This is a genomic window from Bounagaea algeriensis, from assembly GCF_054491375.1.
The window spans coordinates 852,110-870,488 of record NZ_CM137102.1; the positions used below are offsets into that span (position 1 = coordinate 852,110).

At 71.6% G+C, this 18,379-nt stretch carries 14 protein-coding genes; 6 read left to right on the forward strand and 8 right to left on the reverse strand.

Features of this window, described 5'->3' with window-relative positions; translation table 11 throughout:
• Positions 1-101 precede the first annotated feature (101 nt).
• Positions 102-1,595: an FGGY-family carbohydrate kinase gene (locus ACVGV2_RS03875; protein WP_459164677.1), complete on the forward strand. Its 1,494-nt coding sequence runs from the start codon at positions 102-104 to the stop codon at positions 1,593-1,595.
• 173 nt (positions 1,596-1,768) lie between these two features.
• Here the strand turns inward: ACVGV2_RS03875 and ACVGV2_RS03880 are convergent, their stop codons facing one another.
• The 3 genes from ACVGV2_RS03880 to ACVGV2_RS03890 form a co-directional block, all read right to left on the reverse strand.
• A complete protein-coding gene (locus ACVGV2_RS03880; protein ID WP_459164678.1) occupies positions 1,769-3,700 on the reverse strand; it encodes a BCCT family transporter in 1,932 nt (643 codons plus the stop codon).
• 381 nt (positions 3,701-4,081) lie between these two features.
• A complete protein-coding gene (locus tag ACVGV2_RS03885; RefSeq protein WP_459162678.1) occupies positions 4,082-5,275 on the reverse strand; it encodes an IS110 family RNA-guided transposase in 1,194 nt (397 codons plus the stop codon).
• Positions 5,276-5,435: 160 nt separating this feature from the next.
• Positions 5,436-5,615 carry a hypothetical protein gene (locus tag ACVGV2_RS03890; protein ID WP_459164679.1) on the reverse strand — a complete coding sequence of 60 codons (180 nt, stop codon included), beginning with the start codon at positions 5,613-5,615 and terminating at the stop codon, positions 5,436-5,438.
• A gap of 72 nt (positions 5,616-5,687) precedes the next feature.
• Between ACVGV2_RS03890 and ACVGV2_RS03895 the strand changes: the two genes are divergently transcribed.
• A complete protein-coding gene (locus ACVGV2_RS03895; RefSeq protein ID WP_459164680.1) occupies positions 5,688-6,197 on the forward strand; it encodes an ABC transporter permease in 510 nt (169 codons plus the stop codon).
• A gap of 22 nt (positions 6,198-6,219) precedes the next feature.
• Here the strand turns inward: ACVGV2_RS03895 and ACVGV2_RS03900 are convergent, their stop codons facing one another.
• Positions 6,220-7,167 (reverse strand): DNA recombination protein RmuC, encoded by a 948-nt coding sequence (locus tag ACVGV2_RS03900; RefSeq protein WP_459164681.1) that lies wholly within the window; start codon positions 7,165-7,167, stop codon positions 6,220-6,222.
• A gap of 278 nt (positions 7,168-7,445) precedes the next feature.
• Between ACVGV2_RS03900 and ACVGV2_RS03905 the strand changes: the two genes are divergently transcribed.
• Positions 7,446-8,621 carry an exonuclease SbcCD subunit D gene (locus ACVGV2_RS03905; protein ID WP_459164682.1) on the forward strand — a complete coding sequence of 392 codons (1,176 nt, stop codon included), beginning with the start codon at positions 7,446-7,448 and terminating at the stop codon, positions 8,619-8,621.
• A complete protein-coding gene (locus ACVGV2_RS03910; RefSeq protein WP_459164683.1) occupies positions 8,621-11,581 on the forward strand; it encodes an AAA family ATPase in 2,961 nt (986 codons plus the stop codon). The genes ACVGV2_RS03905 and ACVGV2_RS03910 overlap by 1 nt, the downstream gene beginning before the upstream one ends.
• Positions 11,582-11,746: 165 nt before the next feature.
• Here the strand turns inward: ACVGV2_RS03910 and ACVGV2_RS03915 are convergent, their stop codons facing one another.
• A complete protein-coding gene (locus ACVGV2_RS03915; RefSeq protein WP_459164684.1) occupies positions 11,747-12,289 on the reverse strand; it encodes a methylated-DNA--[protein]-cysteine S-methyltransferase in 543 nt (180 codons plus the stop codon).
• Complete coding sequence (locus ACVGV2_RS03920) at positions 12,271-13,815, reverse strand: bifunctional transcriptional activator/DNA repair enzyme AdaA (protein ID WP_459164685.1); 1,545 nt, start codon at positions 13,813-13,815, stop codon at positions 12,271-12,273. The genes ACVGV2_RS03915 and ACVGV2_RS03920 overlap by 19 nt, the downstream gene beginning before the upstream one ends.
• A 79-nt stretch (positions 13,816-13,894) precedes the next feature.
• On the opposite strand from ACVGV2_RS03920, the gene ACVGV2_RS03925 reads away from it, so the two are divergent.
• A complete protein-coding gene (locus tag ACVGV2_RS03925) occupies positions 13,895-14,194 on the forward strand; it encodes a hypothetical protein (protein WP_459164686.1) in 300 nt (99 codons plus the stop codon).
• A 171-nt stretch (positions 14,195-14,365) separates the two neighbouring features.
• Entirely contained in the window at positions 14,366-15,442 is a 1,077-nt protein-coding gene (ychF, locus tag ACVGV2_RS03930; protein ID WP_459164687.1) for a redox-regulated ATPase YchF, read from the forward strand.
• A gap of 1,046 nt (positions 15,443-16,488) precedes the next feature.
• Here ychF and ACVGV2_RS03935 read toward each other — a convergent pair.
• Both ACVGV2_RS03935 and ACVGV2_RS03940 read right to left on the reverse strand, forming a co-directional pair.
• Positions 16,489-16,797, reverse strand: a complete 309-nt coding sequence (locus tag ACVGV2_RS03935; protein ID WP_459164688.1) for a hypothetical protein — start codon at positions 16,795-16,797, stop codon at positions 16,489-16,491.
• Between the two features lie 173 nt (positions 16,798-16,970).
• The gene (locus ACVGV2_RS03940) at positions 16,971-17,966 is read right to left on the reverse strand and encodes a helix-turn-helix transcriptional regulator (protein WP_459164689.1); all 996 of its coding nucleotides are present in this window, start codon (positions 17,964-17,966) and stop codon (positions 16,971-16,973) included.
• Positions 17,967-18,379: the final 413 nt, after the last annotated feature.

Consider the following 18,379-nt stretch of genomic DNA (forward strand, 5'->3'; position numbering starts at 1 on the left):
CGCCCCGGCGGGTTCCCCGCGCTGCGAGAATGACCGGAGGCGGACGGGACGCGCCGGGGCAGGCCCGGCTGCGCCCGGTGTAGCGAGGAGGGAGTGCGGCCGTGGCGGAGGAAGTGCTGCTGGGCGTGGACATCGGAACCGGCAGTGCCAAGGGTGTTCTGGTCACCACGCGCGGGCAGGTGCTCAAGCGGGCCAGTTGCCGGCACGAGACGTCGTATCCGCACCCCGGTTGGGTCGAGCACGACGCGGAAGCGGTGTGGTGGAGCGATTTCCGCGCCCTGCTCGCGGAACTGCTGCCCGCCGCGGAGGGCAGGCAGCTCGTCGGCCTCGGGTTGAGCGGCATCGGCCCCGTTTTCCTGCCCGCCGACGCCGAGGGCGCTCCGCTGCGCCCGGCGATCCTGTACGGTGTGGACACTCGGGCGGTCGCGGAGATCGAGGAGCTGAACGCCGAGCTGGGCGCGGAGAACATCCTCGCCCGCGGCGGGTCGTCACTGTCCAGCCAGGCCGTGGGCCCGAAGGTCCGCTGGCTTGCCAACCACGAACCGGAGACGTTCGCCCGCACGGAGAAGCTGCTCATGTGCAGCTCCTACCTGGTGCACCGGCTGACCGGGCAGTACGTGCTCGACCACCACTCGGCCAGCCAGTGCGACCCGCTGTACGACCTCACCCGGCGCGAGTGGGCCGACGACCGGGCGCAGCGGATCACCGGCGGGATGCGGCTGCCCGAGCTGGTCTGGCCGACCGAGGTGGCCGGCCGGGTGTCGGCGCAGGCGGCCGCGGAAACCGGCCTGCCGGAAGGTCTTCCGGTCACCGCCGGCACCGTCGACGCGTGGTCGGAGGCAGCGAGCGTGGGTGTGCGCGAGCCCGGTGACGTGATGCTCATGTACGGCACGACGATGTTCTTCGTGCAGGTGCTGTCCGAACCGCGCCCGCACCCGGTGCTGTGGGGGACGTGCGGGGCGTTCCCGGGCACGTACACGCTCGCCGCGGGCATGGCCACCTCGGGCGCGGTGACGGACTGGCTGCGCGGGCTGGTCGCCGGCGAGTTCTCCGACCTCGTCGAGGAGGCGGGGCAGGTGCCGGCGGGCAGCCGCGGGCTGCTGGTGCTGCCCTACTTCGCCGGCGAACGCACGCCGATCATGGACCCGGACGCGCGCGGGATCATCGCCGGGCTGACCACCACGCACGGGCGCGCCGAGCTGTACCGGGCCGCGTTGGAGGGCACCGGTTACGGCGTGCGGCACAACCTCGAGGCCATGCGCGAGGCGGGTGCCGGGGCGCGGCGGCTCGTCGCCGTCGGCGGCGGCACCCAGGGCGGGTTGTGGACCCGCATCGTCTCCGACATCACCGGGCTGGAGCAGCAGGTCCCGGCGGAGACCGTGGGCGCCTCCTACGGCGACGCGCTGCTGGCGGGCATCGCCACGGACACGGCCGTGGCGCCGGAGGAGTGGAACCCGATCGTGGACACCGTGAAGCCTGATCCGGACAGCGCCGAGCGCTACGACGAGTTCTACCGGCACTACCGGAGCCTGTACGACTCGACGCAGGACACCGCCCACTTCCTTGCCGAACAGCAGCGAATCGCCGGGCTGTAGCGGGCCGCCGCGACAGGGGGACCACCGCCTCGCGGTCGCCATCGCCGACGTCGGGGCGCTCGGATCGCGCGGGGGCAGACGCGGCCTCGCCAACTCTGCTGGCGTCGCGGGATAGGCGGAGCCGCCCGTCTGTTCCTGGCCCTGCTGCCGAACCTGCCAGCCCGCCGAACCTGTCAGCCGGGGCCCGCGCCTCCTGAGCCGGAGCCACCACCCGAACCTGAGCTGCCGCCCGCGCCGGGTCCTCCTGCGGCGCCGGGCTGGCCGCCTCTGCTGCGGCGTCGGGAGCGGGAGAGGGTGGCGACCGGGTTGCGCTTGCGCTCCCGGTTCCAGATCCCCGTCGTGCTCGTCAGCGCGTAGTCGATCCGGTCGTCGACCTGCTCACCGAAGTGCTCGTCGAAGTCGTGCGACAGCTCTCCAGCGAGCTCACGTCTCCGGATCCGCCGCTCGGTGTCCAGCAACTGCCGGTGCTCGGCGTTCAGCGCTCGGTACGTGGCGAAGCACATCAGTATCAGCACGATGCTGAACGGCAGAGCCGTCGCGATGGAACCTGCCTGCAACGCGGACGTGCTGCCGGCGAGCAGCAGCCCGATCGCGATCAGCCCCTCCAACGAGGCCCAAAGCACCCGGCTCCAGGTCGGCGGGTCCGGGTGCCCGCCGGAGGCGAGCATGTCGACCACCAGCGAGCCGGAGTCCGATGATGTGATGAAGAAGATCGCCACCAGCACGATCGTGATGATCGAGAGGATCGCGCCCAGGGGGAGTTGTTCGAGGCCGAGGAACAGGGCCTCCTCGGCGACCACTCCCTCATCGGGGTCGACCAAACCACCCTGGCCGTACAGCTGCTGGTGGATGCCGGTACCGCCCAGCACCGCGAGCCACAAGAACCCGAGCAGGGTCGGGACCAGCAGCACACCGGCGATGAACTGCCGGATCGTTCGGCCGCGGGAGATGCGGGCGATGAACACCCCGACGAACGGCGCCCAGGCCATCCACCAGCCCCAGTAGAAGATCGTCCAGTTCGCCATCCATTCCTGACCCGCGTCGCCGGTGTACGCGGCCGCGTCGAAGGTCATGTTCAGCACGTTGGCGAGGTAGATCCCCAGGGACTGGACGAAGTCGCGCAGCAGGAACAGCGTGGGCCCGAGAATCAGCACCGAGATGAGCAGCACGCCCATCAGCGACAGGTTGGTGTTCGAGAGCCACTTGATGCCTCGGCCGAGACCGCTGACCACGGAGACGATGGCCAGGAGAGTGATGATGACGATCAGGACCACGAGGATGGTGCTGTTCGTCTCGTCCAGAACACCTGTCGCCAACAGGCCGGCAGCGATCTGCTGCACGCCCAATCCGAGTGAGGTGGCCACCCCGAAAACGGTGCCGATGATGGCCAGCACGTCGATCAGGTCCCCGACCCAGCCCTTGACCCGGTCCCCGAACAGCGGCTCCAGCGCCCACCGGATGGACACCGGACGCCCGCGCCGGTGGATCGCGTAGGCCAGCGCGAGTCCGATGACGGCGTAGACCCCCCACGGGTGGAAGCCCCAGTGCACGAAGGCCTGCGCCATGCCGAGCTGGGCGACCTCCTCCGCTGAGCCGTCCGTGCCGGGCTTGGGATCGCTGGTCGCGAAGGTGAGCGGCTCCGCCAGCCCGAAGAAGACCAGCCCGATGCCCATGCCGGCCGCGAACAGCATGGCGAACCAGGACCACACGCCGAACTCCGGCGGCTCGTCCTCGTGACCCAACTTGATGGTGCCGAAGCGGCTCAGCCCCATCCACACCGCGAACACGATGAAGGCGGCAACCACGATCATGTAGTACCACCCCAGACCCTCGGTGATGCCGGTCTGGAGCGTGTTCAGCACCTCACCGGTGCCGGAGGGGAACAGGATCGCGATGACCGTGACGCCGGCGATGACGAGGAAGGCCGGCCAGAACACCGCGGGAGCGATCCCGCCCCTTCCGAGGCGGACACCGTGGCTGCGCAGTTGCTCTTCGACATGTGCGGGTCCCGCGTCCTCATCGATGCGCCCCTCATCGGCGCGGCTCGGGTCGACCGGGTCCGTGCCGTCAGGTGCCCCGTCCGTGGACTGCGACGAATCGCTCATGTGATCCCGCTCCCCATCGGACAACATTGTGCAGGCCCGGAGGACGCGACGCCAGATCACGACCGCCCTGGTGGGAAACCACGCGGAGTCAACAGGACGAGGCCGGTTCCGTGTTCGTGCGATGGTGCGCTTGCGAAGTCTCGCCCGAGCGGGGCACGCAGCGGGACCAGCCGCCCCCACCGGCCCTACCGTGGAGCCTGCCCGCGCACGCGCCCCTGTCAACCAACCGGGTTCCCCCAGGGGCAGCGTGTGCGGGCCCCATCGCCGATGGCGAGGCCGACGAGTCGACGGGTGGCCGAGTCGTCCAGATGCGGGCGACGCTGGTGGACCGCGAGGATGGCCGAGACGAGTTCGTCCGGGGGGGTGTCCCTATGGGTTGGGTCAAGCCGGTTGTGGGGTGGGTGGTTGGTAGTAGGTTCCGTCTCGGAGCATGGCGAAGAGGACGTCGCAGCGGCGGCGGGCCAGGCAGATGAGGGCGGCGTTGTGGCGCTTGCCTTGGGCGCGTTTGCGGTCGTAGTAGGCCCGACTGGTGGGGTCGGACAGGGCGGCGAAGGCGGCGAGGAAGAAGGCCCGTTTGAGCTGTTTGTTGCCGCCTTTGGGTGGACGTTCGCCGCGGATGCTGGAGCCGGATCGGCGGGTGACTGGGGCCAGCCCGGCGTAGGCGGCCAGGTGCCCTGGGGTGGGAAAGGCGGAGCCGTCGCCGACGTCGAGCAGGATGCGGGCGGCGGTCCTGACGCCGATGCCGGGCATCGAGGTCAGGACGCCGGCAAGAGGGTGCGCATCGAGCACTTTCTCGACCTGGTCGGCGACGTCATTGCGTTGCGTGAGAACGGTTTTCAGCGAGGCGGCCAGTTTCGACAGGACGGTCTCGGCGGTGGCCGTGCCGGGCACGGTGACGGTCTGCTCGCCCAGGGCCTGCCAGATCTGCTCGGCCCACTCGGCGCCCTTGCGGGGTGCGTGTTTGCTGGCCAGGTTGCGCAGCTTGCGGGGCCCGGCGGTGCGGATGCCGTCGGGCCCGCCCAGGCGGGTCAAGATCTCCAGCACGGCCGTGTGCTGGATTTTCGGGCCCAATACCCGTTCCAGGCTGGGGTGGATCTGGGTGAGCAGCCCGCGGATCCGGTTGCCCACGCGGGTGGCCTCACTGGCGAGGTCGTCGTCGAAGCCGACGAGCACTTCCAGCTCGGCCAGGGCTTCGTCACCGACATCGACCCGGCGCAGGGTGTGCGGCATGCTGCGGGCGGCTTCGGCGATGACGGCCGCGTCGCGGGCGTCGGTCTTGGCCTGGCCCGGGTGCAGGTCGGCGATGCGGCGCATCGCCAGCCCGGGCAGGTAGGCCACCTCGCAGCCACTGTCGCGGGCCACCGCCACCGGCAGCGCGCCGATCGAGGCGGGCTGATCCACGACCACGAGCACCCGGCCATGCTGGCCCAGCCGGTCGAAGACGTCGCGCAGCCCGGCTTCGGTGTTAGGCAGGGCAGCATCGTGCACGCGCACGCCCTCAGCCGTCAGGCCGGTGGCGTGATGGTGCTCCTTGCCCACGTCCAGACCGCAGAACACGTCGAACCCACTGGTCATCGCAGCGTCTCCCGATGTGCTGTTGTATGTTCCCGGTCGCTGATCCGACGCCGGCAGCCGACACCCACATTACGACCAGACCACCCGGATAAACCGGTGGGCACGTCCCTATTCAGCGGTCCACAGGCGCCTCCCGGTGTGGTGACACCACCCCCCCGGATCATGCGAGCGACAGGGGGCACCAGTCATGCCACACCGAGCGACCAGGAGCTCCAAGATCGGAGCCACCAACACGGTAATGGGGCGCGTCCTTGAGGAGGTAACCGCTCGCGCCCGCGCGCAGGGCGCGCCGGACCATCGGGTCGTCGTCGACGACCACCACGCGCACCGGCTCGCTCACGATGACCGTGGTAGGCGCGCCCGCAGTTCGAATTCGTCCCCAGCCTCGCGCCGGAACAGGGAGCCGCCGCAGATGGCGGCGCGTTCGGCCAGGCCCACGAGTCCCACACCGCCGCGCAGCGCCTCGGAGTCCGAGTCTTCGCGGCCGGCACCGGCCGTCGCGTCCCGCTTCCTCGGCATCGCCCTCCTGCGAGCGCAGGTCGGAGAGGATGCCGCGCACCTCCGCGAGCGACTGGCGGGTGTTGGTGCGGATCTTCTCGGCGAGGGCGTCGCGGGCTGTTTCCACACCGAGTTCAGGAACGGGACCTACTTCGAGTGGCTCACCTGCGGCCGGTCCAAGTCGGCGCTGTGGGCGGCGAAGTTGGCCGTTGCCTGCCTCCTGGTGGTCGCCCTGGCGGCGGTGAACCACGTGGGTCTTCTGGTGTTCTTCCTGGCCGAGAACCCCGGAGCCGGGATCCTGCGGATGAGCGCCGCCTACTGGCTCCTGGTGCGCGTGTTGATCGCTTCCGTCGCGCTCCTCTGCGCCCTGCTGCCGCTCGCGGCCAACCTCCTGGTCATCACCCGCCGCCGGTACCTGCACTGACCGGATCTTCCAACGTCCTCGCTCAGTTCCGCGATCGCCCGTCCTCGTCGACGTCGAGCTCCGTGGCGATCCCGTCCTCGTCGCGGCGCACACCGGCGATCTCGCCGGAGCCGGCCGATTCGGCCAGCGGTCGCACCGTGGTGCGGAACGCCTCGAGCGCGTCGAGTTCGCGCCGCCGCGCGGAGGCGAAGCGCTGCAGGTGCGTGCTGGAGAGGTTGACCGCCTCCACCGCCTGGTGCGCCGAACGCTGCGCCCGCACGGCCTGCTCCCGGATGCGCTCGTTGTCCTCGGTCAGCGTCCGCTCGGTCGCGGCGAACAGCGCCGCCGAGGCGAGCACGGCGAAACCGGTGGGACCGCAGGGGAACACGCGCCGCTGCAGCATCCACGACAGCAGCTGCGGATCGGTGTCCAGCGCGGCCACCAGCGCCGCGTCCGAGGGCACGAACATGATCGTGCCGTAGATCGCGTCGGCCCACTTGTGGTAGTTCTTGCCGGCCAGCTCGCCCGCGCGGGAGCGCAGGTTGCGCGCGTGCACCCGCAGCGCATCCGCCCGCTCGGCGGGGTCGTCGGTCTCCATCGCCTCGGCCCACACCGCCAGGCTCGCCTTGGCGTCCACCGGCACGCGCCGTCCGCCGCCGACGGTGAGCACCATGTCCGGCCGCGCCGCACCTCCCCCGGCGAGGTCGGTCTGCAGGCTGAAGTGCACGTCCTCGCGCAGGCCGAGCGAGCGGGCGGTTTCGGTCAGCACCTGCTCGCCCAGCTCGCCGCGGCCGGTGCTGGAGGCGAAGGCCACCTCGTAGCGGCGCAGCGCGTGCTGCTGCTCGGTGGTGCGGGCGCGTTCGGCCTCGACCATGCGCAGCGCCTCGTCGGCGCGCCGCGCGCTGTCGCTGTACAGCCGCCACAGCAGCGCCAGGGCCGCGGCGAACAGCAGGGTCAGCACGATGACGACGGTGAGCAGGATGCCGGTCAACGGACCTCCTTCGACGCGGGACGCCCTCCGATCATGCCCGGCCGGCCGTGTTCGCGGCGCCCCGGCAGCGCCCACCCGACACGGCCGCGCCGCACCGACACGGCCGCGGTGCTCGAGAGCGCCCACCCGACACGGCCGCGGTGCTCGAGAGCGCCCACCCGACACGGCCGCGGTGCTGCCCGCCGGACGCGGGTCGCACCGCGGGCGTGTCGTGGCCCGCTCGACACGGCCGCACCGGTTGGCCGATCTCGCCGGAGCGGCCCGTTAGGTTGGTCCGCATGCGGGTACTGCACACCTCCGACTGGCACGTGGGCCGCACCTTCCACGGCCGCGACCTGCTGGCCGACCAGGAGTCCGTGCTCACCGGGATCGCCGGGATCGCCGCCGAGGAGCACGTCGACGCAGTGGTCGTCGCCGGCGACCTGTACGACCGGGCCGTGCCGTCGCAGGAGGCGGTGCGCACCTGCATGCGCGTGCTGCGGCGCATCGCCGACACCGGGGCGCAGCTGGTGATCACCCCGGGCAACCACGACTCGGCCGCGCGGGTCGGCGCGTTCGCCGACTTCGCCGCCGCCGGCGGGCTGCACCTGCGCACCCGCATCGCCGAGCTGCACGAACCGGTGCTGCTGCACGACGAGCACGGCCCGGTCGCCTGCTACGGCCTGCCCTACCTCGAACCGGATCCGGCGCGGCAGGTGCTGCGCGACACGGCCGAGGAGGCGGGTGGTTCCGCACCCGAGCAGCGCGGCCACGCCGCCGTTCTCGACGAGGCGATGCGCCGCGTGCGGGCGGACCTGGCCGCGCGCGAGGCGGGCACGCGGTCGGTGGTGCTCGCGCACGCCTTCGTCACCGGCGGCGAGGGGGGCGGTTCGGAACGCACCGTCGCCGTCGGCGGCGCGGAACAGGTGCCCGCCGCCGTGTTCGACGGGGTGGACTACGTCGCCCTCGGCCACCTGCACGGCCCGCAGGTGCTGCGCGAGGGGCTGCGCTACTCGGGCAGCCCGCTGGCCTACTCCTTCGCCGAGCGCGAGCACCGCAAGTGCGTCTGGATCGCCGAGCTGGACGCGGGCGGGCTCGGGGAGGTGCGGCGCCGCGACCTCCCGGTGCCGCGCGCACTGGCCGCGTTGCGCGGACCGCTGGAGGAGCTGCTCAGCGCGCCGGAGCACGCCGAGGTGGCGGACTGCTACGTCTCGGCCGTGCTCACCGACGAGGTGCGCCCGCTGGACCCGATGCGGCGGTTGCAGCAGCGGTTCCCGCACGCGGTGCACCTGGAGTGGGAACCGGAGCAGGGCCGCGCCGCCGCGCAGCTGCGCTACTCCGAGGCGGTGCGCGGGCGCGACGACACCGAGCTGGCCGCGCGGTTCCTCGCCGACTGCCGCGGCAGCGAACCCACCGACTCGGAACGGTCCCTGCTGGACGAGGCGCTGCGCACGGTGCGCGCGGAGGTGAACTGATGCAGCTGCACCGGCTGGAAATGTCCGCGTTCGGCCCCTACCCGGGCCAGCAGGTGGTGGATTTCGACGCGCTCGCCGCCGACGGCCTGTTCCTGCTGCACGGCGACACGGGCGCGGGCAAGACGACGGTGCTGGACGCGGTGGCCTTCGCGCTGTACGGGCGCGTGCCGGGCGCGCGCGAGCACGGCCGCAGGCTGCGCTGCGACACGGCCGGTGCGGACGTGCCCACCGCGGTCGTGCTGGAGCTGACCGTGCAGGGCCACCGGATGCGCATCGAGCGCAGCCCCGAGCACCAGCGGCCGAAGAAGCGCGGCTCCGGCTACACGAAGAAGCAGGCCGCGGCCGCGCTGACCTGGCTGGGCGGGCCGCCGGAGGGCGAGGCGGCCGAAGGTGTGACTCGCGTCGACGAGGTCGCCCGCACGGTGCAGCGGCTGCTGGGGATGACCGCGGAGCAGTTCTTCCAGGTCGTGCTGCTGCCGCAGGGCGAGTTCGCCAAGTTCCTCCGCGCCGACACGGCCGAGCGGGAGAAGCTGCTGGAGAAGCTGTTCGGCACCGAGCGCTTCGCCCGCGTCGAGTCGTGGTTCCGCGAGCACCGCGCGCAGCGCTCCCGCGCCGCCGAGCAGGCCGAGCAGCAGGTGCGGCAGCTGCTCGCCCGCGCGGTGCAGGTCGTCGGGCACGGGCCGGACGAGGCGGAGGAGGGGTCCGACGAGCGGTCCTGGTTGGAGCAGGCGGAGAAGACCGCCACGCGCGAGCGCGAACAGGCGCAGGCCGAGCAGGCGCGGGCGCGCCGCGCGCGCGACGCGGCGGAGCAGCGCCTGACGCGGCGGCGGACGTCGGCCGAGCAGGTGCGTCGGGTGCGGCAGGCGCGGGCGACGCTGGACGAGCTGGAGCAGTGGCGCGGCGAGCACGACCGGTGGCGGGCCGAGCTGTCCGCGGCGCGCAGCGCCGTCCCGGTCGTGACCGCGCGGGAGGCGGTGCAGCGCGCCGAGCAGTCCTTGGCCGAGGCGCGTGAGCGGGTGCGGAGCAGCGCCGAGCACGCCGGTGCCGAGGCGGAGGCCGAGTTGGCCGAGCTGCGCCGCAGCGCGGGCGCCGACCGGGAAAAGGCCGGTGGGTTGCGGGAACTCGTCGCCGAGGCGGAGCAGCAGCGCGCCGACGAACGCCGCGTCGGTGAGCTGGACGGACGCGTCGCCGAGCACGCCGCCGCCGAGGAGGACCTGCTCGCGCAGCAGGCCGCGCTGCCGGAGCGGTTGCAGGCCGCGCGGCAGCGGCTCGACGAGGCCGCCCGCGCCGGGGACTGGCTGGACACGGTCCGCGAGCGCCTGGCCGATCGCACCGACCTGCACCAGCAGGCGCGTGCGTTGCCCGCGGCGCAGCGCGAGCAGGACGAGGCCGAGCGGGAACGCGGTGCTGCCGTGGATGCCCACCAGCGGGCGCGCGACGAGGTGCAGCGGCTGCGCGAAGCCCGCCTGGCGGGCATGGCCGCGGAACTGGCGGACGGGCTGGTCGGCGGCCAGCCGTGCTCCGTGTGCGGCGCTTCGGAGCACCCCGCACCGGCACGACCGGTGGCCGAGCAGGTCGGTTCGGACGACGAGGAGCGCGCCCAGGCCGCCGAGCAGCGGGCCGCGCAGCGGCGCAGCACGGCCGAGCAGGCCGAGCAGACCGCGCGCGGGCAGGTGCAGCGGCTGCGCGAACGCCTCGGTGACCGCACCGAGGAGGGACTCGCGGCCGAGGTCGCCGAGCTTACCGAGGAGGCCGATGCGCTCGCGGCCGCCGCCGGTGAGCACGCGGCCCGCGCGGCGGCGGTGTCCGAACTCGAAACCGCCGCGGAGGACCTGGGGGCGCGGCTGTCGCGGACGCGTTCGGACCTGGCGGCGTGCCGCACCGAGCTCGGCAATCTCCGGTCGGCCGTGTCCGAACGCGGGCAGCGGCTGCGCGAGGCGCGGGGGGAGTTCGACGACATCGAGCAGCGGCGGGAGTTCCTGCAGCAGCGGGCCGAGCGGTTCGACGCGCTCGTCGCGGCCCGCACCGCGCGCGATGACGCCACCGAACGCCTCGCAGAGCAGCAGCGCGCGTTGGCCGATGCAGCGGTGCGCGCCGGGTTCGACGAGGTTTCCGAGGCGCTCGAGGCGCACCGGGACGAACAGCGGCAGAGCCGGCTCGAAGCAGAACTGTCCCGAGTGGACGAACAGGCTGCCGCGGCGCGGTCCGCACTGGCCGATCCGGAACTGGCCGATGTGGACCCTGCGGCCGAGGTCGACGTCGACGCGGCCGAGCGGGAGTACGCCGAAGAGCAGGATCGCGCCGAACGGGCGGCCGCGGCGGCGCAGCAGGCCCTGGAGCGCGAACGCCAGCTGGGCGAGGTCGCCGAGCAGCTGCGCGCGGCGTGGGCGGAACTCGACCCGCTGCGCGCCGAGTTCGCCGAACTCGACGCGCTGACCGACGTGGTCAACGGGCAGGGGCAGAACGCCCGCAAGATGTCGCTGCGTTCGTTCGTGCTGGCCGCCCGGTTGGAGGAGGTCGCCGTCGCCGGCACCCGCCGGTTGCAGCGGATGAGCGACGGGCGCTACTCGTTCGTGCACACCGACGCCGCGGGCGAACGCGGCAAGCGCGGCGGGCTCGGGCTGGAGGTGCTCGACGACTACTCCGGCAAGGAGCGGCCCACCGCCACGCTCTCCGGCGGGGAGTCGTTCCTGGCCTCGCTGTCGTTGGCGCTCGGACTGGCCGACGTGGTCGCCGCCGAAGCGGGTGGGGCGATGCTCGACACGCTGTTCATCGACGAGGGCTTCGGCAGCCTCGACCCGGACGCGCTGGACATGGTCATGGACACGTTGGACGAACTGCGCGCGGGCGGCCGCGTGGTCGGGCTGGTCTCGCACGTGGAGGAGATGCGTCAGCGCATCCCGGTGCGGCTGCGGGTGCGCAAGGCGCGCGCCGGCTCCAGCGTGGAGCACGTCTGCTGAGCAGGTCGGCGCAGCGGCGTGCACTGCCAGTCCTCCCCGCGGTGCCCGGCACTGCGGGGAGGAGCCCGGTGCGGTGTTCCCCGCTGAAGGCGGTGTTCGCTCCGGTCGGTACGGGGCGGACTTCCTCGTGCGGGGCGCGGCGAGCCTCCCGGAGGAGGTCGCGGCTCACGGCAGCGCCGCGGCCGTCTCGGCGTCCTCCTCATCCCCGCAGCCGGCGGCGGAGCGTTCGTGCTCGAGCAGCCAGCGCTTGACCTCCAGGCCCCAGCGGAATCCGCCGAGCGATCCGTCGTTGCGCAGCACCCGGTGGCACGGCACGAACAGCGCCGCCGCGTTGTTCGCGCAGGCCGATGCCGCACCCCGCACGGCCCGCGGTCGCCCGGCCAGCTCCGCGTAGCGGGTGTAGGTGATCGGGCTGCCGGCGGGCACGGTGCGCAGTACTTCCCAGGCGTGCTGGAAGTACGGGCCGGAGCGCTGGCGCACCGCGACGTCCCGCACGGCGGCGAGATCGCCGTCGTGGTAGGCGCGCACGGCTTCGCCGGTGGTGCCGAGGTCGTCCGTCCACTGCGGAGTTCCCGCGCGCAGCTCGGGCGAGATCAGCGGGACGAGGTCGTCGAGCTCGGCGGTCCAGCCGGAGGCGAGTACGGCGCCGTCGGTGTCCACGACCGCGCTGAACGGTCCCGCTGGTGTGTCTACTGTGGACCAGTGCATGTCGGTGTCCTTTCCGCTGAGATCCGGGCGAGCTGCCGCAGCAGCGCGCCCGCGTAGGAACGCCAGGGCCGCCAGCGCCGCGCGTGCTCGGCCAGCGCCACCGGGTCGGTCGGCAGTCCGGCGAGTTTGGCGCCGCGCAGCAGCGTGCGATCGGAGACCAGCACGTCGGGCAGGCCCAGCACCCGCACCGCCACGGCATCCGCGGTCTGCGAGGTGAGGCCGAGCAGCTCGCGCAACCGCGCGCGCAACTCCTCGGCGGAGCACCCCGGGTGCACCCGGAGGTCGTCCGTGGCCAGCGCGGACGCCGCCGCCCGCAGCGCCTCCACCACCGGGGTCCGCACGGCCGGTGCCTGGCCGTCCAGTGCTTCGGCGCCGCGGTCGGCGACTACCCCGGGTTCGGGGAACAGGAGCGGTGCCTCGCCTCCGAGCCGGTCGTCGAGCGCCAGCGGCTCACCCAGTGCCGCGACCAGCCGCTGCGCACCGGAGTCCGCGCCGCAGCTGTGCAGCACGGCGCGCAGCAGCGTTTCCGCCCCGTCCACGCTGCCCGGCACGCGCACGCCGGGACGGCGGTGCGCCAGCGGTGCCAGCGCCGGATCGTCCCCGAGCACCTCGGCGATCGCGGCCGCGTCCGCATCGAGGTCGAACAACCGGCGGATGCGGTTGACCGCGCTGCCCAGGTCCCGCAGGTCGGTCAACCGCAGCGTGCACGCCAGGTGCGCCGCCTCCGGCCGGAGCTCGGCGACACCCGCGCCGTGCGGCAGCCGCAGCGTGCGGGCGTAACCGTCCGCAGTGGAGCGTTCGAGGCCGGGAACCGCCTGTCCGCGCAGGAACGCCAACATCCCGCTCAGGTCGCACGGGTCGCGGAACGGCAGCCGCAGCCGGATCCGGCCGGTGCCCGCCGGGCGCTGCGCGTGCCGGGCGCGGCGGCGCAGGTCCGTCGGCGCGGCCGCGAAGACCTCCCGCACGGTGGTGTTGAACTGGCGCAGGCTGGCGAACCCGGCGGCGAAGGCGATGTCGGTGAACGCCAGCTCGGTGGTTTCGATGAGCAGGCGCGCCGCGTGCGCCCGGTGCGCGCGGGCGAGCCCCAGCGGGCCGGCGCCGAGTTCTGCGGTGAGCACCCGGGTGAGGTGGCGGGGCGAATACCCCAGTTCCGCCGCCAGTCCGCGCACCCCGACGCGGTCGAGCACCCCGTCGTTGATCAGCCGCATCGCCCGCCCGGCCAGGTCCGACCGCATGTCCCACTCGGGCGATCCGGGCACGGCGTCGGGCAGGCAGCGGCGGCACGCGCGGTACCCGGCGGCGTGCGCTGCGGCGGAGGTGGGGAAGAAGGCGCTGTTGTCGCGGTGCGGGGTGCGCGCGGGGCAGGAGGGGCGGCAGTAGATGCCGGTGGAGCGCACGGCGTGCACGAAGCACCCGTCGAAACGGGTGTCGCGGGCGGCGACTGCCCTGTACGCCTGCTCGGTTCCTACCAGCACAGCTCGATCCTGCCATCGCCGCAGCGGCAGCCACCAGCGGAAATCAGACATCGTGCTGGTCCGGCTGCGCTGGCGGCATCGTCCGCGCGGGGGGCTGCGCCGGGCGCGCGGAGGTGGATAGCCTCGGTGCATGTCGCGAACTCGGCGGAACGGATCACGCGCGGCCAGGGCGGCCGGCCTCGTCCTCGCGGCCGGCTGCGCCCTCGGTGCCACGGCCTGCGACGACGCCATGCCCGGGCAGGAGGGCGAGCAGGAGCGCCAGGAGGACGGCGGTGGTGGTCAGCAGCAGGACGGCCGGCAGAACCAGCAGGACGGCGATGACCGGGACGACGGTGGCGGCCAGCAGGGCGACGATCAGCAGGACGACCAGGACGGGGACGACCGGGACGACGGTGGTCAGGACGATCGCCAGGAGCGGGAGGACGGCTGACCCGTTCCGCGCGACCGGTCCCGGTCACGCAGCGCCACCCGTCACGCAGTGCCACTCGCCACGCAGGCCACCCGTCACGCAGGCCACCCGTCACGCAGCGCGGGCGAGATGCAGCACATCGCCGCGGCCCGGGGGCCGCTCGCGCGTGCACCGGCTCCTAGACTGGCGGACGTGAGCCTCACCCTTGGAATCGTCGGCCTGCCCAACGTGGGCAAGTCCACCCTGTTCAACGCGCTGACCAGCAACGACGTGGTCTCGGCGAACTACCCGTTCGCGACCATCGAGCCGAACGTGGGCGTGGTCCCGCTGCCGGACGCGCGCCTGGACAAGCTCGCCGAGATGTTCGACTCCGCGCGCACCGTGCCGGCCACGGTGTCGTTCGTGGACATCGCGGGCCTGGTCAAGGGCGCTTCCGAAGGCCAGGGGCTGGGCAACAAGTTCCTCGCCAACATCCGCGAGGCCGACGCGATCTGCCAGGTCATCCGCGTCTTCGACGACCCGGACGTGGTGCACGTCGACGGCGAGCTCGACCCGTCCAGCGACATCGAGACGATCAACACCGAGTTGATCATCGGCGACATCCAGACGCTGGAGAAGGCCCTGCCGCGGATGGAGAAGGAAGCGCGCACGCACAAGGAGAAGCGGCCCGCGCTGGACGTGGCCAAGCAGGCCAAGGAGGTGCTCGATTCCGGGCGGACGCTGTTCGCCGCCGGGATGGAGGATTCGCAGGAGCTGCGCGAGCTGAACCTGCTGACGACGAAGCCGTTCCTGTACGTGTTCAACGCCGACGAGGGCGTGCTCGCCGACGAGGTCAAGCAGAAGGAGCTGCGTGATCTCGTCGCGCCCGCCGACGCGGTGTTCCTCGACGCCAAGGTCGAGGAGGAGCTCACCGAACTCGACGCGGAGTCGGCGCGCGAGCTGCTCGAGTCGGTGGGGCAGAGCGAGCCGGGGCTGAACGCGTTGGCCCGCGCCGGGTTCCACACCCTCGGGTTGCAGACCTACCTGACGGCAGGCCCGAAGGAGGCCCGCGCGTGGACGATCCGCCAGGGTTGGACCGCGCCGCAGGCGGCCGGGGTGATCCACACCGACTTCGAGCGCGGTTTCATCAAGGCCGAGATCATCTCGTACGGCGAGCTCGTCGAAGCCGGATCCATGCAGGCCGCCCGGTCGGCCGGGAAAATGCGCATGGAGGGCAAGGAGTACGTCATGCACGACGGCGACGTGGTCGAGTTCAGGTTTAACGTCTAAGTTGTAAGCACGGCGCTTGTATCGTGCTGGTCATCGGTGCCAAATCCCCTGGACAACACGATTGCGACTCTGTTCGTCAAACCGTTTTGTCCTGGCGGGTTCCCGCTGTTGCCCGGACCCGTGCTGACTTGGTGCTGACCCTGCGGAGCACCGAGGGATACCCCGAGCGGCCGCACAACCAGTGGTGAACTGCTCTGTGCCCCGGTTGGTCGGTCAACAGACTGTGTGGTCGCCCGCGGACGCCCTCGGCAGCGCCACACGCTACGGCGAGCAGGACTGCACAGGTCGTAGCGCTTGCCTGGTTCGATCCTGCTGCGTCAGACGACGAAGCAACCATCTCGGCCGCGGCAACCCGGGCAGGCAAGGTGAGGCACGTCGATCCCCCTGGTCTCGATCAACGAGCACCGAGGGTCTGCAGAAGCTCAACGTCTGCAGGCACGCGTCGATCGGGACCTTGAAGGGGTGATCGCTCACCCGTCGAGCTTGTTACGGCTCGACAGCGCCGGGGTTACCACTGAGACCGCGATGGAGGGCGTGATCAGTGGATCTCGCGCGCGACGCTTCCAAGACCGGTCGCGGGGTGCTCCGAGAACGACACGTTCGCGCGCTCCAGCTTCACCGGCTCTCACCCGGGTACTCGGCGCTGTGAACGTCGGCCAGGACTTCAACCCCGCCCGCGACCTGCCTGGGACGGCCGTGGAGGGAGCGTGCTTCCGCGTGCTACGCTGACGCTGCTATTTTTGTGACTTGGCGGAAGCAAGATTAGCACGGCGGGGCCCCGGTTTCGATCGGGGCCCTGTTCGTATCTCGGTCCACTGCACCGGTTTTCCGCTTCCCCTGACCATCCTGGATAGGGATTAACACCATGACCAGGTACGATGCAGTAGAACGCACTGATTTCCCCTGAGAGCAACCGAGATCCCCCGGGTCCCACGGTCGGGAGCAATCGGGGTCGCCCGTCTCCGTGGATCTCAGCGAGTGACGCACACCTCGGAACCGAGGGAACCGTGGGCGGCGACGGTCGGGGGCGCCACCGCCCACGGAAGTCACGGCAAGCGGAGCAGACCCTCGAACGCTCGCCGAAGTAGATTCAGATCAATACCACCGGGCACTGTGTACTGGAACAGATCACCGGTGATCGTCAACCGGCGTTCCACGTGCTCGCCCGGCGAGCGGCGCGGCAGCTCGCTACGGCCACCCGCATACGCCTTGATCGAAGCCATCACGCACTCATGGCACACCCGCACCGGAATACCCAGCGGGTCATGGTCGGTCTCCCCGCAGTAGGTGACTCGGCTGATGCCGATATGCACCACACCATCCAGGTCCGTCCACGGACCGGTTTCGTGAGTCACCGCACCCCCTTCCAGTGCGGGAAGGCACGCACCCAGCACATCCGCAGCCCCAGGCCGAACATGATCGCCCACACGGCGACAGCAGCCGCAACAAAGATCATGCCCTTACTGTCGCCAAGCACGAACGATCAGTGCAGGGGTTGCGCGGGTATGCGCATAGGGTCCGCATACGCCTATGCGTGCTGCCGAGCCTGCTCCAGCGCCGCCCAGTACTCGCAGGTCCACTCGGAGCCCTGCTGATCGTCGGGCAACCCGTCCAGCCCGGAGGCCAGATGATCGACCGCCATGCCGTAGTGCTGCAACGACAGGTAGCCGAGTCCTAGATTCAGCCGGTGGAAGTTCGTATCCAGCCAGTACGCCGTGCGCGGGGCGGGAACTTCCGCCCCCTCGTCGAGCAGCGATTCCGCGGTGTCGAGCAACCGCCGCGCACCGTCGTGATCACCCAACCGGGCACACCCGTCCGCTGCCTGAGCAGCCGAACCGATCCGCTGATGCACGTTCGCACCCGGCGTGTTGTGCTCCGCGAGGAACCAGCGAACGATACCCCGCGGGTTGTCCTGCTGCCTGGCCACATAACCCCGAAAGTTCGCAGCCTGCGCCGCGAGCACCCCGCTACCGGCCTCGTCCGCGGCGTGCTCCGCATCCGAAAGCATCCGTAGGGCCGTGGCATCGTCCCGAGCCTCCGCGTGCAGCCAGCCCAGGAACTGCGTCCACTCTGCGGCCACTTCCGCGAGCGCGGCCCGGAACGGGCCCGCGGCTTGCTTCACCAGCGTTGCAGCCGTGTCTGCCTGCACCGACACGGACGAGATCATCGGCGCCGGGCTGATCGTGTCGTCCAACCGGCGCTGAGCCGTCAGCACATCCTCCAGAGCCCGCACAGCACCCGGATCGATCCTGTGCGGGGCAGCCAGCGCCCGGCTGATCTGCTCGGCATCCTCCGGCGTGTTTACATCCGCCGCGGCGTTACCCGTGCCGAGAGCCCGCAGATACCCGCCAGCACCCAACAGGGCATCCAGGCGTTCGGCCGTATCCACCGCCGGACGCTGCCGGTCGTTCTCGTACCGGGACAGGCTGGACTGATCGATGTGCGCTTGCCGACGCAGCTGCACCTGCGACAACCCCGCGGTCATCCGAAATCGGCGCAACGCCTGCCCGAACGTCTCCGACACGTCGATCACTCCTGGGCAGACACGGTACCGATCCTGCGAACGATTCGACACGCCAAGACCACGACGTACAGCCCGGGTACTGCGCCATGACACCCACCGTTGAGATCAACTCAGCATAGGGTAGCGCGTATGCATAGGAGCGTACCAATCCTGCTGTGGATCGCCGGAGCCTTCATTGACATCCTGTCATGGTCCAGCATCGGGGCGGGACAGAGATCCATCCATATGGCCGCGATCTTCATGGTCGGAGCCATCGTGACGGCGATCATGAGCGTCGGCAGCAAGACGTCGAACTCGGAACGGGAATCATCCTCGTCCGCCGAGTGAGGGCGGCAGGCGTTGAACATCGCCTGCCATCCCAGGTCCCAGCGATCCCGGCGGTGCCAACAACTTCCAGCGCGGCCGCCCCCACC

Bases quoted from the DNA above. Each gene is read 5' to 3' on its own strand.
- ACVGV2_RS03880 (WP_459164678.1), bottom strand. From the start codon at position 3,700: ATGAGCGATTCGTCGCAGTCCACGGACGGGGCACCTGACGGCACGGAC.
- ACVGV2_RS03915 (WP_459164684.1), bottom strand. From the start codon at position 12,289: ATGCACTGGTCCACAGTAGACACACCAGCGGGACCGTTCAGCGCGGTC.
- ACVGV2_RS03905 (WP_459164682.1), top strand. From the start codon at position 7,446: ATGCGGGTACTGCACACCTCCGACTGGCACGTGGGCCGCACCTTCCAC.
- ACVGV2_RS03885 (WP_459162678.1), bottom strand. From the start codon at position 5,275: ATGACCAGTGGGTTCGACGTGTTCTGCGGTCTGGACGTGGGCAAGGAG.
- ACVGV2_RS03920 (WP_459164685.1), bottom strand. From the start codon at position 13,815: ATGTCTGATTTCCGCTGGTGGCTGCCGCTGCGGCGATGGCAGGATCGA.
- ACVGV2_RS03925 (WP_459164686.1), top strand. From the start codon at position 13,895: ATGTCGCGAACTCGGCGGAACGGATCACGCGCGGCCAGGGCGGCCGGC.
- ACVGV2_RS03910 (WP_459164683.1), top strand. From the start codon at position 8,621: ATGCAGCTGCACCGGCTGGAAATGTCCGCGTTCGGCCCCTACCCGGGC.
- ACVGV2_RS03895 (WP_459164680.1), top strand. From the start codon at position 5,688: ATGGCGGCGCGTTCGGCCAGGCCCACGAGTCCCACACCGCCGCGCAGC.